Source organism: Sediminicola arcticus, from assembly GCF_040566695.1.
In the GTDB taxonomy this organism is placed as follows: Bacteria; Bacteroidota; Bacteroidia; order Flavobacteriales; family Flavobacteriaceae; genus Sediminicola; species Sediminicola arcticus.
On the sequence record NZ_JBEXAE010000002.1, the window covers coordinates 129,242 to 150,866 of the forward strand.

Consider the following 21,625-nt stretch of genomic DNA (forward strand, 5'->3'; position numbering starts at 1 on the left):
TATTGTTTGTTTTGTGTTTAAAAAGAGAACTATTTTTTAATTTTAAGAGTTACCCAATTCTTTGGGATACCTATCGGCAACGAGATTTAATTCAATTCCGTGTTCCAAATAGGCTTTAAGACCGGCCAATACCCAAGAAAAACCACCTGTAGAATCCCTTACTCCTGATAATATGTCTTCTGTAGAGCCTTTAAAGCCAGTATTGGTAATGGAAACAAAAGTTCTATAATCGTCCAAGGCTTTAAACTCCCATTCCACGAGTTGCTTATTATCTTCCTCCCCCCATTCTATAATCAGCAATTCATTGGTGACCATTTTTAGCACGTGTACTGGAACGCTATGGTTGTGCATCTCCCAAGTCCAATCTACAGTCCTTCCTTTTTCTAAAATCCCCGAGCTTTTTGTAAACCAGAATTTTGTGGTGATTTCTGGATTGGTAAAGGCCATAAAAACCTGTTCCACAGGTTTTCTAATCATCATGGCGGCGTATGCATAGTTGTTGGTATCGGTCATTATTTTAATCCTTGTTTATTTCTTTAATAGTATTAAAAGTAGGTAATTGGCACCGGTATAAGACCTATTATCAAAAATAACATGTAATAAGAATTAAGCGTTGGAACCTTATAGGTTATGGAAAATTTTAAAAGGGTGATTAGATCAGGATAGTTTAAGTCTCCTATGGACTTTACCTTGAAATGTCGGTAAAATTTTCCACTTCCTTCTAAAATTGCCTAGGGATTAGGGAGTTCTTCCCTATAGTTGAATCCTGGCGTAATATGCTTTTTAGTGGGAATCACCTTAAAATAAGCCACCTTTTTGCCCTTGCCATTTCTTTGATATTCAGGGAGCGGCCTTCAAGAATCTCTTCAAATCCTCCACTCTTTTTCCTAGTTTATTAATTCATCAATAATGGTTTTAAAACGGGCCAAACGTTTTGATAGGCCACTATTTTTTGACCTTCTACGGTGGGATGGATACCATCCGCTTGGTTCAAGGATGGTATCCCGGCTACGTCTTCTAGTAAAAAAGGAATGAGAGCTGCCTTGTTCTTTGCTGCTAGCTCTGGAAATATTTTTCTAAATTCAGAAGTATATTCCAGTCCCATATTTGGAGGAATCTGCATCCCTGCTAAGACAATCTTTGTTTCGGGGTTTTTAGATCGGACCGTATCAATGATGGCTTGTAGATTGTTGCGTGTTTCTTCTAGGGGAATGCCGCGTAGTCCGTCATTGGCACCCAATTCCAAGACAAATACATCTACTTTTTGGTTGAGTACCCAATTGATTCTATTTTTTCCTGCCGCCGTAGTTTCTCCGCTAAGGCCGGCATTTACCGCAGTATAGAATAAATTTAGAGAATCTAACCTTTGTTGGATTACGGCAGGGAAAGCCTCGTTGGGATCTAGGCCCATTCCGGCAGTAAGACTGTTACCAAAAAACAGGATTACCTTTTCAGAGGCCGCTGAGTCACTGTTATTTTCCTGTTGGATTTCCGTAGTTACCTGCTTGGATTCCTTTTTAGACGCACTTTCTCCACAGGAAAAGGTAAATAGCAGTATTAAAAAATAACAAAAGGTTAACAGCGTTCTCATAGGCTTATAGATTTTAATCAAAATCATTTCTTTATTTTGCTTCCTTTCGGAAAATGACTATAAAAGTAAGTAAATGACAAAGATATTAAACATACATAACCTAGGGAAAACCTATTCCAGTGGGTCCAAGGAATTAACGGTGCTTCATGATATTAGTTTTGATATTGAAGAGGGAGAAACATTCTCCATTGTTGGACCATCAGGAAGTGGGAAGACTACCCTTTTGGGGCTATGTGCAGGGTTGGATCAAGCAGATACGGGTTCCATCGCTTTATGTGGTACGGATATGGGAACTCTCAATGAAGATGAAAGGGCACAGTTGAGAAACCAGCATGTAGGTTTCATTTTTCAGGACTTTCAATTATTGCCTACGCTAACCGCCCTAGAAAATGTGGCAGTACCCTTGGAACTTAGAGGGGATAAGAATGCCATCAAGAGAGCAGTAGAACTTTTGGGTAAGGTAGGATTATCGGACCGTATCAACCATTATCCTTCACAGCTTTCTGGAGGAGAGCAGCAACGGGTTGCCTTGGCTAGGGCTTTTTGTAATAACCCTTCTATTTTATTCGCAGATGAGCCCACTGGTAATTTAGACGCCGAAACTGGAGAAAAAGTGGTAGAGCTACTTTTTGAACTAAACAAAGAGTTGGGGACTACCTTGGTCATTGTCACCCATGATTTGGAATTGGCACAAAAGACACAACGTATCTTGCGTTTAAAAGGAGGTAGGATTATGGAAGATGAAAAAGTTGCAGGATGATCGATAAAAACACTACACCTTATTCTAAGGCTGGATTCTCGTGGTTGTTAAAAATGGCATGGCGAGATGGTAGGACAAGTGGAAGCAAGTTGGTCCTCTTTATGGCGTCCATCATTTTAGGGATAGCTGCAGTGGTATCCATACAATCCTTTGGCGAAAACCTCAAAGACAACATTCAGTTGCAATCCAAGGCGCTTATGGGTGCCGATTATATTATTGACAGTGGAAAACCGCCCAACGAACGGGTGATGCAGATTATGGATTCCTTAGGTGGGGCCAATGCCCGGGAGATCAATTTTGCCTCTATGGCTGCCTTTCCTAAGACTGATGCCGCAAAATTGGTGCAGGTAAGGGGTATCGAGGGTGGTTTCCCTTTTTACGGGGAATTAGAAACTACGCCTGTTAATGCTGCTAAAGTATATCAAGAAAAGGGTGCCGCTTTGGTAGATGCTACCTTAATGCTTCAATTAGGCATACAGCCTGGAGATAGTATAAAGGTGGGTACTGTTACCTTGCCTATTGCCGGGGCACTAAAATCTGTTCCTGGGAGTACGGCCATCTTTAGTTCCGTGGCCCCTCCCATATTGATCCCATACAAGTTTATTGACGAAACTGGTTTAATACAACAGGGAAGTAGGGTAGATTATCAATATTATTTCGTGGCCAAAAAAGGGGCGGATATGGAACAGTTGGACAAAATCTTAGATCCGAAATTGGATGCCGAGGATGCCGATCTGGATACGCATACCTCTACCAGTGAACGCCTAGGCCGTAGGTACGATAATTTTGGTAAGTTCCTAAATCTTGTTGCTTTTATATCACTCTTGTTGGGCTGTGTGGGCATTGCTAGTGCCATTAATATTTATATCAAGGAAAAACTTAGAGCGGTCGCTATCCTTAAGTGTTTAGGGGCCTCTCGCAAACAGACCTTTGTAATTTATTTGATCCAGATTGCCATAATGGGACTTTTTGGTGGCATTATTGGAACCGCAGGTGGACTTTTGTTACAACAGTTATTTCCGTTTCTGCTTCAAGGATTAATTCCAATAGAGATCCAGATCACATTTTCAGCCCAGGCCATTTTTATGGGATTGTCATTGGGCGTGCTTATGTCCGTGCTTTTTGCACTATATCCCTTGATAGGTACTTTATACGTATCCCCTCTACAAACATTGCGAGTTGGGGTAGCGGGAGTTAAAAAATCGAGAAAGGCCTTGTTATTAGTATCCTTGGCTATTACTTTGTTCGTTTTTCTCTTTGCACTATGGCTGTTGAAAGATTGGCGCTATTCCTTGGCCTTTGTGGGATCCATCTTAGTAACCTTTTCTATTTTAGGGGGTGTTGCCAATCTATTTATGAAAGGTATAAAAAAATATTTCCCCAGCTCTTGGGGCTTTATAGCTCGGCAAAGTTTACTGAATCTTTTTAGGCCACAGAACCAAACCTTGACATTAGTATTAGCTATTGGAGTGGGTACTTTTTTGATCAGCACCTTGTATTTTACCAAGGACATACTCTTGGATCAAGCTTCTATAGAATCCAATGCCAATAGTCCTAATATGATCTTGTTGGATGTACAGGCAGGACAGGAGCTTGCTGTGGCAAATATCATTAAAAAAAGCGATTTGCCCGTTTTGGATGATATTCCCATCATCACTATGAGGGTGGAAAGTATTAAGGGTGTCATGGCTAATGATATACGAAAGGATACTACCTCCAACATCAACCAATGGGTATTGAACCACGAGTTCAGGGTCACTTATAGGGATTCCCTTATTGCATCGGAAACTATGGAAGCTGGGGAATGGACCAGGATGGTTACTTCTAGGAACCTGGTTCCCATATCTGTGAGTGATAATTTTTCGGAAGATGCCAAAGTAGTGGTTGGGGATGAACTTACATTCAATGTACAAGGTGTTCTTTTGAACACGGTTATTGGTAGTATTAGGACGGTAGATTGGAGTAGGATGCAGTTGAACTTTTCCATTGTTTTCCCCAAAGGGGTTTTGGAAGAAGCACCCCAATTCCGGGTGCTGACCACTAAAGTGCCGAATGAAAAAAAATCAGCCCTCTTACAAAAGGAATTGGTAAAACAATTCCCCAACGTTTCCATCTTGGACCTAAGACAGGTACTTTCTGTGATAGAAGGGCTTTTGGAGAAAATTTCTTGGATCATTAATTTTATGGCATTTTTCAGTATTCTCACAGGGGTTATTGTGCTTTTAGGGGCTGTACGTACCAGTAAATATCAACGTATAAAAGAGAGTGTGCTTTTGCGTACTATAGGGGCAAGGGGTAATCAGATTTTAAAGATCACTGCTTTGGAATATGCCTATTTAGGAGTCTTAGGTAGTCTATCGGGAATACTTTTATCCTTGATTGGGAGCCAATTATTGGCATTGTTGGTGTTCAAAACCTCGTTTATTCCTTCTTTGTTTCCATTTTTGGTCCTGTTTCCTGGCATTACCCTTTTAGTATTGTCCATAGGATTGTTAAATAGCCGTAGCGTTATTAAGAGTCCACCTTTAGAAGTATTGCGAAAGGAGGGACGTTAAAAGAGATTGCAGATACGAGGTATTTATTAGACCAGAACATTCTCAAATTCTGAATCTGCACAGAAGATGGCAGAGATGCGTGATTCATTGACTATGTTCACCATGGCTTCAATGGTCATTCCGTTTTCAATACTAAAGACGTTCACGTCTGTATTTCGCTCTTTCTTTACGTTTTCCAAAAGATCTCCTTGTTTAACTGAAATATTGGTGCGTTTGGGAAAACGTACCATGGTCCTTAAGTCTTCCATATCCATGGATGTGATGGTCATATTGGGATTGTTGTTTAAAATGTTCACCTCAATGGCTCCTTCCCAGTTTCTACAGATCAAAAGGGCTATCAAGGTAGATAGGTTATTGTTTTTGACACTAAAGGTTTCTTTCCAATCAATGGGGATATGGGTCATCCATAAATTAATACTCTTTTCAATGGCTAGGCTGGCGGTAGAAAAAGGTATATAAATAATAGTCCCAAAACTATTCCTTTTTGCATCTAATAAGAGTCGGTCGTAATAGGAAAAATTGGTCCCCAAGGTATCTACACTTACAAATACAATATTGGGTTTAAAAAAGGCGGCGTTCAATGATTGCATGCTCACATTGATAGTGGTATTGAAATCCGTATTATCAATAACGGTATAGGAGGCAGACACTTCACTTTCCTTAAATTTTTGGATCGCATTTCTTAGGAAGCTCTCAATGTTTCTTTGTTCCACATCATTCTCATTCTTAAGGGCCAATATTTTAATGGAGCCCTTGGGATAAATAATAGAATGGATAAGCTTATAGGAACTTCTGAGCTCTTTGGTGGTGGTCATGGGGATAAGGAGGTCGGGTCGCCATGATCTTACCTCACGCTGAGGTCTCAGTGCATTTGTCTTTTTGGTAGCCCATTCGGCCAAGGCCGTAAAGAGACCACTTCTTGAATCCCCTGCGGCAGATTTTATGTTCATCCGTACCAAATACAGGTAAAAGATCACGATAAAGATCAAGGAAAAGAGGGCTACCAGTACGTTTAGAATAAACATGATGGCAATGGATCCAAAAGCCCCTACGGCCGGGATGATCAATGGTATTTTTAAGGTGGGCCTATAACTGGGCAACCCCAAGGTCTGCTCTACCAAGGCGACTACGTTTACCATGGCATAGGTGATCATAAAAAACATGGTGAGCAAGGGCGCTATGGTATTCAAATTTCGTAAGGAGATTCCGAACAAGACTATAAAAGCGGTTACCAACATAGCAGTTACCGGTTCCCCTTTTTTTGAAAGTTTCGCCAATTGTTTGCTTTTTGGCAAGATATTTTTTTCGCCCAAGGCCAATAATATTCTCGGGGCTCCCACAAAGGACCCCAGAGCTGATGAAAGGGTTGCGCCCAAAAGACCGGCAAGGACGATAGGTCCAAAAAGGGCCTTGTCTATAAACACATTATAGTTTTTTGCCAATTCTTCCGGTGTGGCGATCATAGAGGCAACGAAAATTAAACTGATATAAATTATGGTGGTAAGGATCACCGAGGATATGGTACCGTAGGGGATGCTTTTTCGTGGATTTGTGAGATCACCGGACATATTGGCACCAGCCATTACCCCGGTTACAGCAGGGAAAAATACGGCAAAGACAATCCAAAAAGAGGAACCGCCAAAATTATTTTCTACAGATCCAGGGTAGGTACCAAACCATTCGAAATTAAAATTAAGCTCCCTGACAAAGAGGGAACCGTATATAGAGATCAGGGAAAGTATTATGATCCCTAATATGACATATTGTATTTTAAAGGCAAAACTAGTGCTGATAAAAGCAGTCCCCATGACCAGAGCAAAAATGAGCATATCCAAGATGATAGGGTTCACGTCTGGTATAATTGTCTGTATCCCTTCTCGAAAACCAAAGATATACATGGCCACGGCAATAGATTGAGCAAAATAAAACGGGATGCCAATGGCTCCGCCAATTTCTAGACCTAATGATTGTGAGATAAGACTAAAGGCACCACCACTTCCAATTCGAACATTGGTAGTAATGGAAGAAAGGCTAAGGGCGGTGGTCAAGGTGATTGCTACTGCCAATAACACTATGCCAAGGGCACCTACCACACCCGCATTACCTACCACCCAAGGCTGACGGATATACATGATGACCCCAAGAATGGTAAGGGTTGTGGGGGTAAATACTCCCGCAAAGGTTCCGAAGGTCTTTTTGGTCATTGTTGGTTATATATCGCTTAAAAAATAAAGTCAACTGTTCTGAGTTTCTGAAATGGCAGCTATAATACTCCATTCAGATTCCCTGATGGGTTTCGGATCTGGTCTTTGGGGGAAGGAAGAAGAAGATACATGGGTGTATGCTCCAACTAAAACAAGTCCGATAGATTACTTCTCTTAAAGTTAAGTAATTTTTTTAATGTGCGTTATACGGCCATTTAGGATAATGGCTATAATAAAGAATATGGGGAGATTTCTTTAAAAATGGAAACCCAGATATAGATAGTAAAACGGTTTAATTGACCGAGATTAGCCTCACATCAAAAATGAGTACAGAACCACCCGGAATACCACGGTAATCATTATTTCCATACCCCAAATCCGCAGGTACCAAAAGGATGCCATTGCCACCTTCTTTAAAATAGGGAATGCCCTCTGTCCATCCTTTTATTACTTGGTTCAGGCCAAAGGAAATACCTTCTGCATCACTTTCATCAAAGACATTTCCATTGATGTAGTAGCCCTTATAGGCAACGGTTACGTTAGATGTTGCTATAGGTTGTGCCCCTGTTCCGGCTTCATTGATGACATAATATAATCCTGAATCGCTTTTTTTGGCCTCTAAATTGTTTTCGGCTATATAAGCAGTAATTTCCTGTTCGTTTTTAGTCACATAATCTATGTCTTCCGTTTTCTTATCAGATTCACAAGATATTAAGACGGTAAAGACCAAAGCTAACAAGTAATATTTCATAGGAAACTGCTATTTTTTTAAGCCACAAATATAGCAAAATACTTAGCTCCAAATAATCCTTAATAAACTTTAGATTTGAATTGACTTATTCATTTTGTTGATAAAGTAATAAAGAACTCTAGGTAGCATTTTCATACGCTTCATTTAGCCAATTTTTAAGTTGTTGGTCCACTTCATCAATAGTTGTGATTTGCACTCTATGGGTACACATAGTACCAAAAGGACCGGAGTTCTCCAAGCGTGCGGTTTCTTCTTTGCCCACTAGTTTTAATCCAAGATCTATTCTGGTTTTGGTGGCCGGTTTGATCAATGCAAATTGTTTTTTTCTTATAAGACTAACGGTTCCTTTTTTAGGGCTGATGACTACATCAGGGCCAAATTTTTTAATGGTGGCGATGAGCTTTTTGTAAATGAGAAGCAGCTGTTCCTTGCCCTTATATTGATTGGTAACAAGATCCTCTGGGGCCTCTACTTCATCTTTGGAAAGGATTACGATAGTGTTGGCAAAACCATGTGTTACCCCATTTTCTTTTTTTAGAAATTGCATAGCTTCAGAGTGTTTAGCAAAGCTCTTGGACTTTAAAATGTTTTTCCATTCCTGAAGTGATTTACCAGTTTTTTCGGGCATATTGTCAATCATTGTCTGAAGTGCTTTGTCCATAGTTTTAATTTTATGTACGTGGTAAATACATACTGTTGTATTTTTTCTTCGTTAATATAACTTTAAAATTTGCCAGTGTGGTTGGTCAAAATTTTCGACATTATTTAGTTCTCAATCATTCTTCCACCTTTCTAATCTAGGAAGACCAGCGGCAAATAGGCGAGCTACCATCCCTGGAAAACCCATTTCCTTCATTTTCTTAACGCAGAATTTTTTCATGTCATCCACGGTGAAATCAGGTTGGGTAAAAGCCCCATCTTGGTAACAATAACTGCAGTATAATAGGCTACGGGTACCATCCAAATTGGACCCCCCTTTTTTCAGGTCTTTGCGCATGGGCATGCCACGACTTTGGCAATTTTTATATGTTTTCATAACTACAGGGATTTAGAAAAACACCTTAAGTTAAGGGATTTCTCCTTCATTTACAATGCCTAGGGTCCGTGCAAATCAAAATATAGTCAGCTTTTCTTGCCCCCATTTTTAATCCATGCTTCAATCTTTTCTTCTAATAGTACTAACGGGAGGCTGCCGGAATTCAATACCTGATTATGGAATTCTTGAATGTTGAACCCTTCTCCAAGGGCAGATTCGGCTCTTGTCCTCATTTCTCTGATCTTTAATTGGCCTATTTTGTAGGATAGGGCCTGCCCCGGAGTGGCCATATAACGTTCTATCTCAGAAATTATAGCGTCTTCTGATTCTGCTTCGTTCTCCAAGGAATATTGAATGGCCTGTTCCCTGGTCCATCCTTTTCCATGAATTCCGGTATCTACTACAAGTCGTATAGCCCGGTGCATCTCCATGCTCAGCATCCCAAAGTATTGGATAGGATCTTCGTAAAGCCCCAATTCTTTTCCCAAGGATTCAGCATAAAGGGCCCATCCTTCCACAAATACCCCCATACTTTCTGGATGGAGGAATTCAGGTAGATTTTTATTTTCTTGTTGTAGTGATAGTTGGTAGTGGTGTCCGGGGATGGCCTCGTGTAGAAAGAGGGCTTCATTGGCATATTTGTTATAAGTGGCTACATCAGGAATGGGTACGTAAAAAATACCCGCCCTAGAAGCGTCTTTGGTACCCGGTACATATTCCGCACTTGCCGAAGCTTCTCGGAATGCTTCAGTACGTCTTACTTCAAAATCAGCTTTCGGACTTATATCAAAAACTTCTTTTAGTTTTAGGACTATCCTGTCTTTTATGCTGTTGAAATTATCAATCACCTGACTTGGTTCTGTAAAAGGCATCTGATCTTTGCTAGTTCTGATATGTTCAAAAAAGACTTTGATATCCCCTTTAAAGCCGATTTTGTTTTTTGCATTTTCCATTTCAATGAGGATGCGGGTGACCTCGCTTTTTCCCAATTCATGAATCTCATCTACCGTCATATTGGTAGTGGTATGATATTTTATGAGATAGTTGTAGGTCTCCGGTCCGTTGGGCAAGGCACCTAACCCTGAAGACTCCCTGCAACCGGGCAGGTATTCTTGGATCAGGAATTGCTGTAAGGTTTTGTATTTAGGTTTTAGTTTATCGGAGATCATACCGCTGTATGCTAATGTGAGACGATCACGGTCCTCTTTGGAAAATTCTTCTGGCATTGTGGTGATAGGAGTAAAGAACAAATGGTCTTCTACAGCATCAGTAATGAAAGGATCCAATTGTGGAATCATCTTTTCTGTGAGCACTTTTGGTAATACAACGCCTTTGGACATTCCCTCTTTCATTTTAACCATGCTGGTATCTAAAAATACAAGGTAGTCATCTACGCGTTCCAGCCAGTTGTCATAATCCTTAACGGTATGAAAAGGCTGCACACTCTTGCCTGCTGCCAGTTGGGCCACATAGAGTTGTAGGGAGGAGATTTGTCCTAGAGGCATTAATTCAAAACTAGGCATGTCGTAGATGGGGGAGGCTATGGTTACCATTTTATTGTTGAGACCCTCAAGTTTTATATTAGAGTCCCATTGCAATACTTTGAGACTCATCCATTGTTCTGGAGAGACCGAAGTGGAATCGTATTTTTTGGATGCTTCTAAAAATTGACCGTAGGTGGCGATCAGGTTTTTTTGGTAGGGGTCTGATATGTAATTGGCAATGCGGTCATTGTATTTGGTTTCCCCTCCTTTGCTAGACTCTATAGGGTTAATCCGCTGCTTGAACTGATAGTAATCTTGAAATAGACTGTCCAATGAAGCGGAATCATCTCGACCAGGAGTAGGTTTTTGTTCTTTGCATGCAGTGAATAGTGTTAAGAACAGGAGTAGAGTTATAGAATGTAATTTCATGATTTATTTTGGCTAAATTGGTTTAACCCTTAAATATATCGATTTTGATGGAAAGGTAAAACTGATTTTTTGGTTCTTACAATACACTTATTTAGTGTAGGTTGTTTTCTAGGTATTTTTTAAGGCTTTGTTTAATAAAATAATCCCACCCGTTTTCTGTACTCTCCCTTGTAAACTCGGGAATATCGTCTGGGAAAGCTTCTATCACTATATTGGTAAGTCGTAGGCTTCTTTTTTCACCTTCATCCAAAAGCTCAAAGGTCACAAAGGCTTCTCCTTTACATTCCAAATAGCTCCAATGATAGGTGATTTTTTTAAAGGGAATGGCCTTTTCAATACGCCACAGATGGTTAAAAGTGCGCTCTTCTAACTGTACAGCAAAACTGGTATGGAACCCGACCTCTGGTTCAAACGCAGGGATATTCTCAAAAAACCACCCTTTCTTATGTTCCAAATTAGTAATGGCTTTCCAAAGAACTTTTACAGGCACTGGGTATTCCTGTTCTACAATAATAGGTATGTCTCGGGATTGTTTAATCATGGGGTGTTGTTTTAGTCGTCCAATTCTTCAATGCGCAATAGGTGCATTAGCCTGTGGGCAATAGGTGCAAAAAAGATGGCCACGGTACTCAGGAAGATCACTCCGCTGAATAGGGCGTAGAAGGAGGCGAAGAATTTAGCGCCCTCGGTCTTCATCTCGTTCACGGGTCCCATTCCGGTAAGGATCATGGAGGCATTGTAGAAACTGTCTATGTATTCCAAATCTCCAAAATAATGATATCCAAAAATGCCGATGCCAATGGATATCAATAAAAGCATTAGGGAGTAGAAGGCATATTTTAAAACCCTTTTGGCAAATTCCCTTGGTGGGAGCATGCCTTTGTTCTTTTTGGTATTCATAGGTTGTAGTGCTGATCCGCAAATTAGTTATTTGAGGGATAGTTAAAGGTATGGGTTTCCAATTAAGGGCATGGCTTAGAGTATTAAAAATTGGTGTCTTATGTATAGCTAATTTATTGTAATTAAGTAGTTAATGAGAGCATGAATTTTCAGGTACGGTTTTATATATATTCCTAGTAAGTGTAAAAACCTCTGGCTAGTGATGAACAATAAAGCGACTGTTTTAGTATTAATTTTTAAAAGCATGGGGTTTATCCATTAGTTTTTTTCCAAAACATAAGGGTTAGGAATTAATATGTGAATTATGTAACTCTTCTCAAAAAATATGGAACAAAAACCCAAGGGTATATGTTGATCTTTACATTGGAATTTGAAAAATCACAACCCATATAAACTTAAAAATAAAACAAATGAAAAATTCAATATTTATTTCAGCCCTCATTGTATCTAGAACTCTTATTTACACAGAAAAAACCAAAAGAAGTAAAGCAAGAAACCGAAGTAAAAACTGTTAAAACAAACCATGGAGAAAAGGTTACCAAAAAAAGTGTAAAAGTAGCTACTAGAGAAACATCTAACATTGAGTTAGATAAGAACGATAAGAACAATAAGAACAAGATAGATCAAGATCGTGTAAGCTCAACTATAAAAGTAGAAAAAGAAGTTTATATAGATAATGATGATAGTGGCTATAATTCTTTATCAAAAGAAACATATTACATTTCAAAAGGGCGTACTTATATTTTCTCTCCTATTGAAAAGGGTTTGGCATAAGCTTTAATTTAGAAAATGAACAAGCGGTAGAAATTGGTAACTCTTGGGTTTCAAGTAACCAATCCTATTATATTGTAGAAGGAGAAACACATTCTGGTATTGGTCATTTTAATACTAATGGAGATTTTGTAGTAGAATACTATAATAAAGACACCCAAAAAGTTGAAGTAAAAACATATCTGAAAAACTAGATTTTACTATTCATTTAATACTAAAAGTCCTGAATCAATCAGGACTTTTTTGAATTTTAGATTTTTAATAACATGTAGGATTTATGTGGATCTACCTTTTCTAAAAACTCTCAGTCTGCCTTGCCCAATCTAGGGCCTTAGTAGCGTGTTAAACTTCTCCCAAAGAGTAATTTTTGGCTTTTTTTTACGTCTAAGGGAGGGTGTGCATAAGGGTGCTTATTGCGCCCATCACAACAATTGAATAAAGAAGTAAAATGAAAGATACTAAAAGGCAACAAAATGAAACCAACACATTTGTTGACAGGCTATTAACCCGTCATGAGAGTTGGAGAAATCACCGAAGACATACTTTATTAAGACTAATACGGTTTTCTTAAGGACTAATAATAATATAAAGGAGGGCGAAAGTCTTCCTTTTTTATTTGAGGTGTTTTCACCCACACTCTACTTTTCCGCATAAGTTTGTTTTTTTTAGTATTTAATCCGCTCAAATGGAAAGTATTTCAGCGCACCAGTAGCTTTTGTGTAAGAGGTCCACTCACAAAATAAATGTGTTAGAGTTATGGCTTTCTGTCCATGCCTTTTCAAGGCATTTCTTGGTTAATGAGTGTAGTTTTTCTGAATTGTCGTAAAAATTTATTAACAGAACTGTAATGGGCTTAGATACCATAAGATTAACTTTTAAGCCTGTGCCACTTATTTTTTGTGTGATTTAAGTGTTTTGTACACGTCATCAAAAATTTTAGGTCTATCAGCAAGGACAATCAGTGTGTCCTGTGCTTCAATTTTTGTTAAACCGTTTGGAATTATATAGGTATCATCTCTTTTAATCATTGCTATTATCGCATTTTTTGGAAAGCCTAATTCCACGATTTTCTTATTTACTGCAAAACAGTCTGAAGTTATCAAGAGTTCTTTCATTTTAGCTTTGGGATATTCTGCCAGTAGTAAATCAGTTGTAGTCAATTTCTTTTGTTTTTCTGGTAATCCTACATTTAACCATTTTGCAATAATGGAAAGTGTCGTTCCTTGAATTAATATGGATGTAACTGAAATGAAAAACACAATGTTAAAAATCATGCTTGCTTTGTCAATTCCTGCCAAAAGCGGATAAGTCGCAAACACAATTGGAACCGCTCCACGCAACCCAACCCAAGAAATGTAAAATCTTCTTTTCAGCTTCATTTTAAAAAAGATAAGACTGATAAATACGCCTAAAGGTCGGGCAATAACTATCAGGAACAATGAAATGAGTAGTCCAATACCCATATAAGGAATGATTTGTGAAGGAAAAACAAGCAAGCCTAAAGTAAGGAATAGAACAATTTGCATGAGCCACGCCAAACCATCAAACATTTTCAAAATGGTTTTTTTGTGTATCAGGTCTTGATTGCCCAAGTAAACCGCACAAATGTAAATGGCAAGAAACCCGTTGCCACCTACAAAATTAGTAGCAGAAAAAGTAATGAACATTAGGGCGATGACTAGCACAGGATAAAGCCCTTCAAAGTCAAGTTTGATTTTGTTAATGGTAAATTTGCTAAGTATGCCAAAAGCAAAACCTGCGATACCTCCTAAAATCATTTGCTGTAAAAACAGGGAGATTATAGATACAATACTTTGGTCTTGATTGATTACTAAAGTTAAAAATACAATGGTCAGCACATATGCCATGGGGTCATTACTTCCGCTTTCCAACTCTAAAGTAGGTCTTAAGTTAGTTTTTAGTGCAAGACTTTTTGAGCGTAGGATTGAAAATACAGCCGCTGCATCTGTTGAAGATACAATCGAACCTAATAACAAACTCTCATAAATAGTAAAGTCAGTAACAAACCACACAAAAGTGCCCAGTGAAACTGCTGTCAATAAAACGCCAAATGTGGATAATACTATTCCTTCCCGAAGAATGGGCTTTACGGCTGTCCAATTGGTATCAAGTCCGCCGGAAAATAAGATAAAGTTTAGGGATACTATGCCGATGAATTGGGCAAGGTTTGGATCATCAAAACGGATACCTCCAATGCCATCAGAACCTGCCAACATTCCAATTGTCAAAAAGAGCAATAAAGTAGGGACACCAAACTTATAAGAAGTCTTACCAGCAAAAATACTTACAAGAAGTAATAAAGAGCCAACTAATAGTATATTTTCAATAGTTAAAATCATTCCTTACCCGTTTATATCAAGGCCTACAAAGATACACCTACTCTTCTAAAAGGGCGGTAAAATGGGGACACAGTTTTCACTTTTACATTTCTAATTATGTTTTCGCTTACTCTAAACTGTTTAGGAGTTGTTCAGGATTATAGCTAATGGTTTTGGATGTGAAAAGCTGCAGACTTATAACTGATTTTTTTTGATTTAGAAAAAAATGATAGTGGAAAGAAACAAACTTTAAAATATGTTCTCAACAGCTATTTTTGCACATGTTGATCGCTACTGATTTTTATTAAATCCACTTTTCCATAAGTGATTTTTTTATTTCACCAATGACAGAACAGGAAGACTGGACAGTCTTAAATATGGTTCCAAACTTTTCAATATTCTTGTGGAGTAAATCAATATTTAAATGACTGTCTTGACTATAAACTCTCAGTACATAATTTATGTCGTCCAACCTTGGCGGTTTCTCAAGGTGTGTTGCGTTCACCGTTATTTCAGCCTTTGAGTATTCAAAATTGATTAGAATAGAAAAACGCTCCACATTTTTAAGGATACAAACTGAAAATGATCCTAAAAATAATTCGCCTGGATTTGCTAAACTAGCCCCTGCTTTGGGGTATGCCAAAATACATTCATTTGAGTTAAAAATTTATCCGTGACTGATTAGTATTAAATGTACATTAGCCTCCTAATAATTATTAACCTAATGTTTAATTAAATTTTATGTATATGAGAACTTATCTTGCATTTTTAGTATTACTTGTTGTAACGGGCAGTTCTGTATACGCCCAAGAAATAAATATTGGATTAAAGGGGGATTAAATGCCTATACCCTAGGCGGCGATGACACCAATGATATTAAAACTAAATTAGGTTTCAATCTTGGTCTTTTGGGGCACATTCATTTATCAGAACAATTTGGTCTTCAACCCGAAATTATTTATTCCACACAAGGAGCTAAAGGCAATGATGGTGACCTGAAACTAAATTTAGATTATATTAACGTACCTGTTCTTTTTCAATATATGTACGACAATGGTTTTAGAATTCAAGCCGGTCCACAACTTGGTTTTCTAACTAGTGCTAAAGCCAAGGGTGATGGAGTAAGCGTAGATGTTAAAGATGCTTTCAAAACTATCGATTTTGCGCTAAGTGTTGGTGCCAGCTATGTAGACTCAGCATCAGGTTTTGGGGTAGACGCACGTTATAACTATGGAATTAGTAATATCAACGAAGATGATTCTTCTAAAGCCTACAATAGAGGTTTTCAAGTTGGTGTCTTTTATTTATTTAAGCATAAATCGTAAGAAATTCAAAACCAGCGGTCTTTACGTATGAATGACCGATAAGCTAATTAACAATGTCGCCCATTTTACGTGGGCGACATTGTTTTTTACTCTTGTAAGGGTATGTTCATTGTGTTGCAAAGATATTGCAGAACTGTTTGGGACATTTTAAAACGAACATTTCTTAAACCATTGGTGGTGTTAAATACTTCCAACAAAATCTAAAAAGACCTTTTTATGAAGTTCCATATCCATATTAGGAGAAAGTGATACCCTGGCAATATAATCCTTGTCGCCCTCTTTAGTTGTGCCTTGTGTAGATGTTGCGGGTATTGTCCAGTAACATCCATGTAACTGCCCATAACTCACACAATACTTGCTTTCATGGGGGATTTCAGTAATCATTAAATTGATTAATTTCAAATTCAACGCTCTTTTATATGATTCCCTTTCTTCAGCCGTTGTTCCTTTGGTGGGTAGATCCAATGAAAACACTGAGGGGGTAAAGCCTTGTTGTGCCAATTCTTCTGAAACAAAATTGATTTTCGCCCCCGGTAAGGTGTCGTGAATGAAGGTTACAAATTCACGGGTATTGGTATAAGCATCCTGAATTCTCCGATTCATAGAAGGTAGTTGTTTTGCCAATATTTCCGTTTGAAGCGCGGTAGCTTCGTTATTACAAAGTCTCAAATGCGTATCTATGTTGTCCATTAAGGCTTCGGCCTTGTTATTTGCAACACAATAACCAGCAGTACATTGTCCGCCGCTAGGAAACTTGGATCCACTAGCATATGAAATAGCTCTAACTGTTGAGAGAATTTCGCCTTCCCCTAAAAAATGCACATTAGGACAGAAGGTTTGATCTAAAATAAAAACTGGATCTATAGCCAATTCACCTTTTTCCGTTTTGCGGGATGCACTTAAAACCGCCTTTAGTTTTTGAAGATTGGGAACTTCAACCCTAGGGTTTGTTGGAATTTCAGCGATGATGTAAGGGATAGCATCTTCGTTTGCAATTTTATTTAAAATGGCATCAAGGCTTTGGACCATATTGTTGTCACCATCCACCGGTAAATCCACTACTTCCACATTGTTAATGCAAGCCGCAACCCGCCTTGCTTGGTCATTTGTTCCACCATAGCAGTTTGGGGGAACAATAAATTTAATAGCCTTTCCTTTGTGATTATCTAGGGCATCGTGTATAAGCCCCATCATTATGGCATATTGAATAGATAGTCCACTAGAAGCAACCAAGGGTGTTATGGATGTACCAGTAATCTCCTTAATTGAATCTAAGACCAATATTTTGTTTGTCTCGTCCTGATAGCTATCAATATTACTTTTCTGGGGAGCAATAGAAGACTGACTTGCTAGCGACTTCAAGGCCGTAAGACAATTGATAGGCGTCATTGCAATCGTCTCTCTTCGTCTCACATGCTGAATGTCTGAGATATAATTTTCACTTTGCTTTCCATTCACTACTAATACACTTCCCAAGTTTGTGTACATAGTGATAAAGAAGTCAATCTCGGCAGCTTTCGGGAGGGTAAGATCAATAGTAGAAATTTCATCTTGTTGAGAAATGAAAATGGTGCTGCCGTTAAAATTGGAAATGGATGATAGGCTGTCCACCTTCTTTAAAACAAATTTATATCCATAAACGCGCTGCAGTATATCAGCATCAAAAAAACCAGGTAGTTCACCTTTATAAAGGATTTGAGTGTTTTTATGGTCTAGTAGATTCTTTCTTAAAACAGCTAAAATCGGGGCGGTCTTAGACGAAAAACTGATGACTCTTTCTGGATTTATGGCATTTAAGTGGGCAATTGCCCATTCCAATATACAAGATAGGGGATGACCCAGTCTTATGTAGTCGTAGGCAGTGGGTAGTTCTTTAAGTGCCGATGCATCAGAATTATTGTCATTAAATAGGTTTTGGAACTCACTTAGGAACTGAGTTTTGGCTAAGTTTTCATTAAAAATATCTAACCGATGGGTGGTTAGACCCACCCAGCCAGGTGGCATATTTTCCAATACCTCTTTAATATAATCTAACATTTTATTCTCTTCCATTATGTTCCCTTTTAGACAGGCTGCTAATTTACAATTATTGGATGTATATGAAGAATGTTACAAGAGGTTTTGTTCCCTTGTGTCTAATGTTGGTGTATGAATCGTAGCCCACCATATTGTCACGAATGTGACGCTCGGGCTAGCCGGGGCTAACTACTTTTTTTTGACGAATCTTCATTGTCTTTTTTGTTGCCCTGTTGCATTAAGGAAGTTCCCACTCCAGCACCAATGGCTATTCCTACACTAAGCCATAGTCCTAAATTGCCTGTTGCAACACCAACAGCAGTTCCTATGGCTATTCCAATTGCTATTCCAGATCCTAGTTTTTTATCTTTTTTCATTTTTGAATGGTTGTAGCTACCGTTTGACTAAGGTGGACCTATTTACTTTAGATCTTTTTAAAACCCTTTTTATAAGTTTAGACAAGGAAGCGTTCATAAAACTAATTAAAAATTTACGAGAATAATCTAATGCAGTTCTTTTTTCTCCTCCTATTTATCTCCCCCTTCCCATACCTAAATATTTAATGGGTTATCGTATCTTTGCACCATGGTAAAAAACGAAGTGATGGCACTGGTAGATAAAGGGGAAATGCTCCCCTTAATGGAGGAATTCTATACCATCCAGGGAGAAGGGTTTCACAAGGGCACCGCCGCCTATTTTATTAGGGTAGGAGGTTGCGATGTGGGCTGCCATTGGTGTGATGTAAAGGAAAGCTGGAATGCAGAAACGCACCCGCCAACCCATATCTCGGCCATTGTGGACAATGCTGCAAAATATTCGGATACCATTGTGGTGACAGGAGGAGAACCCCTTACATGGGACATGAACCCGCTAACCGCTGCCCTAAAAGACAAAAACCTACAGATACATATAGAGACGTCTGGCGCCTATCCGCTTACCGGTCATTGGGACTGGATCTGCCTCTCACCTAAAAAGAACAAACTGCCGGAGGGGGTGATCTATGACAAGGCACATGAGCTTAAAATGATCATCTTTAACAAGCACGATTTTATCTTTGCCGAGGAACAGGCAGCCAAAGTAAACGGCAACTGTATCCTATACCTACAACCAGAATGGAGCGTACGTGATAAAATGGTACCCCTCATTGTAGAGTATGTAATGAAAAACCCTAAATGGAAAGTCTCATTACAGACCCATAAATATTTAAATATCCCCTAATAAAAAAGTTCCTTCTGAATCATCAAAAGGAGCTTTTTTATATTCTATCAACTATCAACTATCAACCATCTAACGTCCTCCATTAGCCTGCAGGTCTCGCCTGCATTCTGCATCCAATTCTGGTACGGCTCCATTTTTAGCGGTCAGCATTTTTTTCATTCCTCTTCCAAATTCTAGGGCGGCCTCCATTAAACAACCGTCAATATCACAGTGGCTATCGCCTTCTATAACACCTGCGGAATTCTCAGATTGTGATTCGTGGGGATTCACCATATTGCCTCCTAAATTCACCAATCCAAATAAATGTCCAAACTCATGGTGCATGGTAGCGGTTTCAGCTGTAGCAACAGTGATCAGAATACTAGAATTGGCCAGTTTACGAACGGTACGTTCATAGATCACCATGGAGGTATTACGGTATACCGCTCCTAATGTGGCTAAATTGCTGTCCGGGTCATCTGAGTCGGCAGGGGCATCGGCAAAATAAATATATACGGCTATAGTATTTCCGTCATTATAGGCCGTCCTATTTTTTTTCTCCAAATCATCAATTTCCTTTAAGGTCAAAGTTTCTTCATTTGGAGATGGTAATTCTTTTAAGATGACTTCTATGTCTTGCTTGAAAGTTACTTCCTTTAAGTATTCCTCAACATCGCTAATAGTCTGTTGTGCGGGTCTAAAACCTGTTACGTAGGCTATTTCTATCAACAGTTTTGTATAGGAGTCGTTAGACAACAGATCATTGGCAGAATCTCCGGTTCCCTGAAGGTTGGGGGTCTTGTTGATGACAACGGATTCTTCCGATGCCGATCCCCCACTAGAATCTTTGGAACAACTAATTATAATGGCTACTGCCGCAACCGCTAGGTATACATATTTCAATTTCATAGCATCAAAAATATTTAATTTCTATTTCGTTTACCTTACTTACGATAACGAAACCAAAAGGGTTCTATTGTAAATTTAAGGTGAGCTTAGCTAAATAGTCGTAATGTTCCCCTTCGCTTACAAGCTCACAGTTAAAATTGGAACTCTGTGCCGCCCGTTGCAGGGTGTTGTAATCTATATATAACCAGGCAAGCTCTTTGGTCTTTTGCTTTTTGTATTCCATGGTAAAGGTGACCTCCCCGTAATAATTCTCTGTATCTGGGATCCAATAGCCACCATCCTCGTCTTCTTCGAACATATAGATGATATCACTGGAATCTATCAACAACTGTCCCCCTGGTTTTAGTAGGGTCTTGATATGGGTAAAAAATTGGTCCAAATATTTAAGCTCTCCCACAATCCCAATGCCATTCATGAGCATCAAGAGGGTATCAAAGGTTTGGTTCTTAAAATCATAGAAGTCCGACCGCACCACTTTTTTTATCCCCCTCAGTTTGCAGACTTCCACAGCTCCGGGTGAATGGTCCAAAGCAGTAACGTCTAACCCCTTTTCCTGTAGGTATAGGCTATGGCTTCCAGCGCCGCAACCAATATCCAAAACCCTGCCTTTGCATAGTTTTAGAGCACGTTGCTCCAAAGAGGGCATGACCTTGAACTTGCGGAAGAGATAAGGCACGGGGATAACATCTTCTTCATCTAAAGAGGAATAGGTTTTAATATCCTCTGTATAGCTACCCAATTGGTAATCTAGAATAGCGTTTCCAAAAATGTCGTTCTCCATTTAAATTTGTATTTTCCATGCAAATGTGGCATTTTTACGCCACTTTAAAAAGTTTAATGCCCCATGGATGATGTCTTACGCAACCTCCCAAAATTAGCAAATGAAAAGCATACGGAAAACAAAAAGTTCTTTGCTAAATTAAAAAAGAAGCCACCTAAGGATTTGGACTACGTTATGCAGGAACTCCATGAGGAAGAATTTAAACGCACCGATTGCCTTTCCTGCGCCAATTGCTGCAAAACAACAGGCCCCCTATTCACTACTCCTGATGTGGAGCGGATAGCAAAACATCTACGATTAAAACCCCAGAAATTCATTGACACCTATTTAAGGATAGATGAGGAGAACGATTATGTATTAAAGAGCGTTCCTTGTGCCTTTTTAGATGCCGAAAACTATTGTATGATTTATGATGTGCGTCCAAAAGCCTGTAGGGAGTTTCCACATACAGACCGGAAAAAGTTCCAACAAATCAGTAACCTCACCCTTAAGAATGTAGAAATATGCCCAGCGGCCTTTAATATTGTGGAGGAGATGAAGCGGAGGGTAAAATTAAAATAGGGGGTGCAATAGGAAG

The 21,625-nt window shown here is 39.0% G+C and carries 21 protein-coding genes; 6 read left to right on the forward strand and 15 right to left on the reverse strand.

Annotated elements, in window-relative coordinates; genetic code table 11:
• Positions 1-42: 42 nt before the first annotated feature.
• Positions 43-513, reverse strand: coding sequence for an SRPBCC family protein (locus tag ABXZ36_RS04330; RefSeq protein WP_354614253.1), 471 nt, complete (start codon positions 511-513; stop codon positions 43-45).
• Positions 514-895: 382 nt separating this feature from the next.
• Positions 896-1,591 carry an arylesterase gene (locus ABXZ36_RS04335; protein WP_354614254.1) on the reverse strand — a complete coding sequence of 232 codons (696 nt, stop codon included), beginning with the start codon at positions 1,589-1,591 and terminating at the stop codon, positions 896-898.
• Between the two features lie 73 nt (positions 1,592-1,664).
• On the opposite strand from ABXZ36_RS04335, the gene ABXZ36_RS04340 reads away from it, so the two are divergent.
• Complete coding sequence (locus ABXZ36_RS04340; protein WP_354614255.1) at positions 1,665-2,351, forward strand: ABC transporter ATP-binding protein; 687 nt, start codon at positions 1,665-1,667, stop codon at positions 2,349-2,351.
• The gene (locus ABXZ36_RS04345; RefSeq protein ID WP_354614256.1) at positions 2,348-4,906 is read left to right on the forward strand and encodes an ABC transporter permease; all 2,559 of its coding nucleotides are present in this window, start codon (positions 2,348-2,350) and stop codon (positions 4,904-4,906) included. Before ABXZ36_RS04340 ends, ABXZ36_RS04345 begins: the two co-directional genes overlap by 4 nt.
• A 26-nt stretch (positions 4,907-4,932) precedes the next feature.
• Here ABXZ36_RS04345 and ABXZ36_RS04350 read toward each other — a convergent pair whose 3' ends face one another.
• The 7 genes from ABXZ36_RS04350 to ABXZ36_RS04380 all read right to left on the reverse strand — a co-directional run bounded on the left by ABXZ36_RS04350 (position 4,933) and on the right by ABXZ36_RS04380 (position 11,710).
• A complete protein-coding gene (locus ABXZ36_RS04350) occupies positions 4,933-7,110 on the reverse strand; it encodes an amino acid permease (RefSeq protein WP_354614257.1) in 2,178 nt (725 codons plus the stop codon).
• A gap of 292 nt (positions 7,111-7,402) precedes the next feature.
• Complete coding sequence (locus tag ABXZ36_RS04355) at positions 7,403-7,861, reverse strand: FKBP-type peptidyl-prolyl cis-trans isomerase (RefSeq protein ID WP_354614258.1); 459 nt, start codon at positions 7,859-7,861, stop codon at positions 7,403-7,405.
• A 118-nt stretch (positions 7,862-7,979) separates the two neighbouring features.
• A complete protein-coding gene (locus tag ABXZ36_RS04360; RefSeq protein WP_354614259.1) occupies positions 7,980-8,522 on the reverse strand; it encodes a DUF4287 domain-containing protein in 543 nt (180 codons plus the stop codon).
• 111 nt (positions 8,523-8,633) lie between these two features.
• Positions 8,634-8,897, reverse strand: a complete 264-nt coding sequence (locus ABXZ36_RS04365) for a zinc ribbon domain-containing protein (protein ID WP_354614260.1) — start codon at positions 8,895-8,897, stop codon at positions 8,634-8,636.
• Between the two features lie 86 nt (positions 8,898-8,983).
• Positions 8,984-10,810: a DUF885 domain-containing protein gene (locus ABXZ36_RS04370; protein ID WP_354614261.1), complete on the reverse strand. Its 1,827-nt coding sequence runs from the start codon at positions 10,808-10,810 to the stop codon at positions 8,984-8,986.
• A 91-nt stretch (positions 10,811-10,901) separates the two neighbouring features.
• Positions 10,902-11,351 carry an SRPBCC family protein gene (locus ABXZ36_RS04375; protein WP_354614262.1) on the reverse strand — a complete coding sequence of 150 codons (450 nt, stop codon included), beginning with the start codon at positions 11,349-11,351 and terminating at the stop codon, positions 10,902-10,904.
• An 11-nt stretch (positions 11,352-11,362) separates the two neighbouring features.
• Positions 11,363-11,710, reverse strand: coding sequence for a hypothetical protein (locus tag ABXZ36_RS04380; RefSeq protein ID WP_354614263.1), 348 nt, complete (start codon positions 11,708-11,710; stop codon positions 11,363-11,365).
• Positions 11,711-12,151: 441 nt separating this feature from the next.
• On the opposite strand from ABXZ36_RS04380, the gene ABXZ36_RS04385 reads away from it, so the two are divergent.
• The gene (locus ABXZ36_RS04385) at positions 12,152-12,484 is read left to right on the forward strand and encodes a hypothetical protein (RefSeq protein WP_354614264.1); all 333 of its coding nucleotides are present in this window, start codon (positions 12,152-12,154) and stop codon (positions 12,482-12,484) included.
• Positions 12,485-13,371: 887 nt separating this feature from the next.
• Here ABXZ36_RS04385 and ABXZ36_RS04390 read toward each other — a convergent pair.
• Entirely contained in the window at positions 13,372-14,841 is a 1,470-nt protein-coding gene (locus ABXZ36_RS04390) for a potassium/proton antiporter (RefSeq protein WP_354614265.1), read from the reverse strand.
• Positions 14,842-15,124: 283 nt separating this feature from the next.
• Positions 15,125-15,463: an OsmC family protein gene (locus tag ABXZ36_RS04395; RefSeq protein ID WP_354614266.1), complete on the reverse strand. Its 339-nt coding sequence runs from the start codon at positions 15,461-15,463 to the stop codon at positions 15,125-15,127.
• 181 nt (positions 15,464-15,644) lie between these two features.
• Between ABXZ36_RS04395 and ABXZ36_RS04400 the strand changes: the two genes are divergently transcribed.
• Positions 15,645-16,145: a porin family protein gene (locus tag ABXZ36_RS04400; protein ID WP_354614711.1), complete on the forward strand. Its 501-nt coding sequence runs from the start codon at positions 15,645-15,647 to the stop codon at positions 16,143-16,145.
• Between the two features lie 180 nt (positions 16,146-16,325).
• On the opposite strand, the gene ABXZ36_RS04405 is transcribed toward ABXZ36_RS04400, so the two are convergent.
• Entirely contained in the window at positions 16,326-18,197 is a 1,872-nt protein-coding gene (locus ABXZ36_RS04405) for a PLP-dependent aminotransferase family protein (RefSeq protein ID WP_354614267.1), read from the reverse strand.
• Positions 18,198-18,346: 149 nt separating this feature from the next.
• Entirely contained in the window at positions 18,347-18,538 is a 192-nt protein-coding gene (locus tag ABXZ36_RS04410) for a glycine zipper domain-containing protein (RefSeq protein WP_354614268.1), read from the reverse strand.
• Positions 18,539-18,746: 208 nt separating this feature from the next.
• On the opposite strand from ABXZ36_RS04410, the gene ABXZ36_RS04415 reads away from it, so the two are divergent.
• Positions 18,747-19,379: a 7-carboxy-7-deazaguanine synthase QueE gene (locus ABXZ36_RS04415; protein ID WP_354614269.1), complete on the forward strand. Its 633-nt coding sequence runs from the start codon at positions 18,747-18,749 to the stop codon at positions 19,377-19,379.
• Between the two features lie 69 nt (positions 19,380-19,448).
• On the opposite strand, the gene ABXZ36_RS04420 is transcribed toward ABXZ36_RS04415, so the two are convergent.
• Positions 19,449-20,267, reverse strand: coding sequence for a hypothetical protein (locus tag ABXZ36_RS04420; protein WP_354614270.1), 819 nt, complete (start codon positions 20,265-20,267; stop codon positions 19,449-19,451).
• Positions 20,268-20,331: 64 nt separating this feature from the next.
• On the reverse strand, positions 20,332-21,048 hold the full coding sequence (locus ABXZ36_RS04425; RefSeq protein WP_354614271.1) for a class I SAM-dependent methyltransferase: 717 nt from the start codon (positions 21,046-21,048) through the stop codon (positions 20,332-20,334).
• Positions 21,049-21,111: 63 nt separating this feature from the next.
• On the opposite strand from ABXZ36_RS04425, the gene ABXZ36_RS04430 reads away from it, so the two are divergent.
• A complete protein-coding gene (locus ABXZ36_RS04430) occupies positions 21,112-21,609 on the forward strand; it encodes a YkgJ family cysteine cluster protein (RefSeq protein WP_354614273.1) in 498 nt (165 codons plus the stop codon).
• Positions 21,610-21,625: the final 16 nt, after the last annotated feature.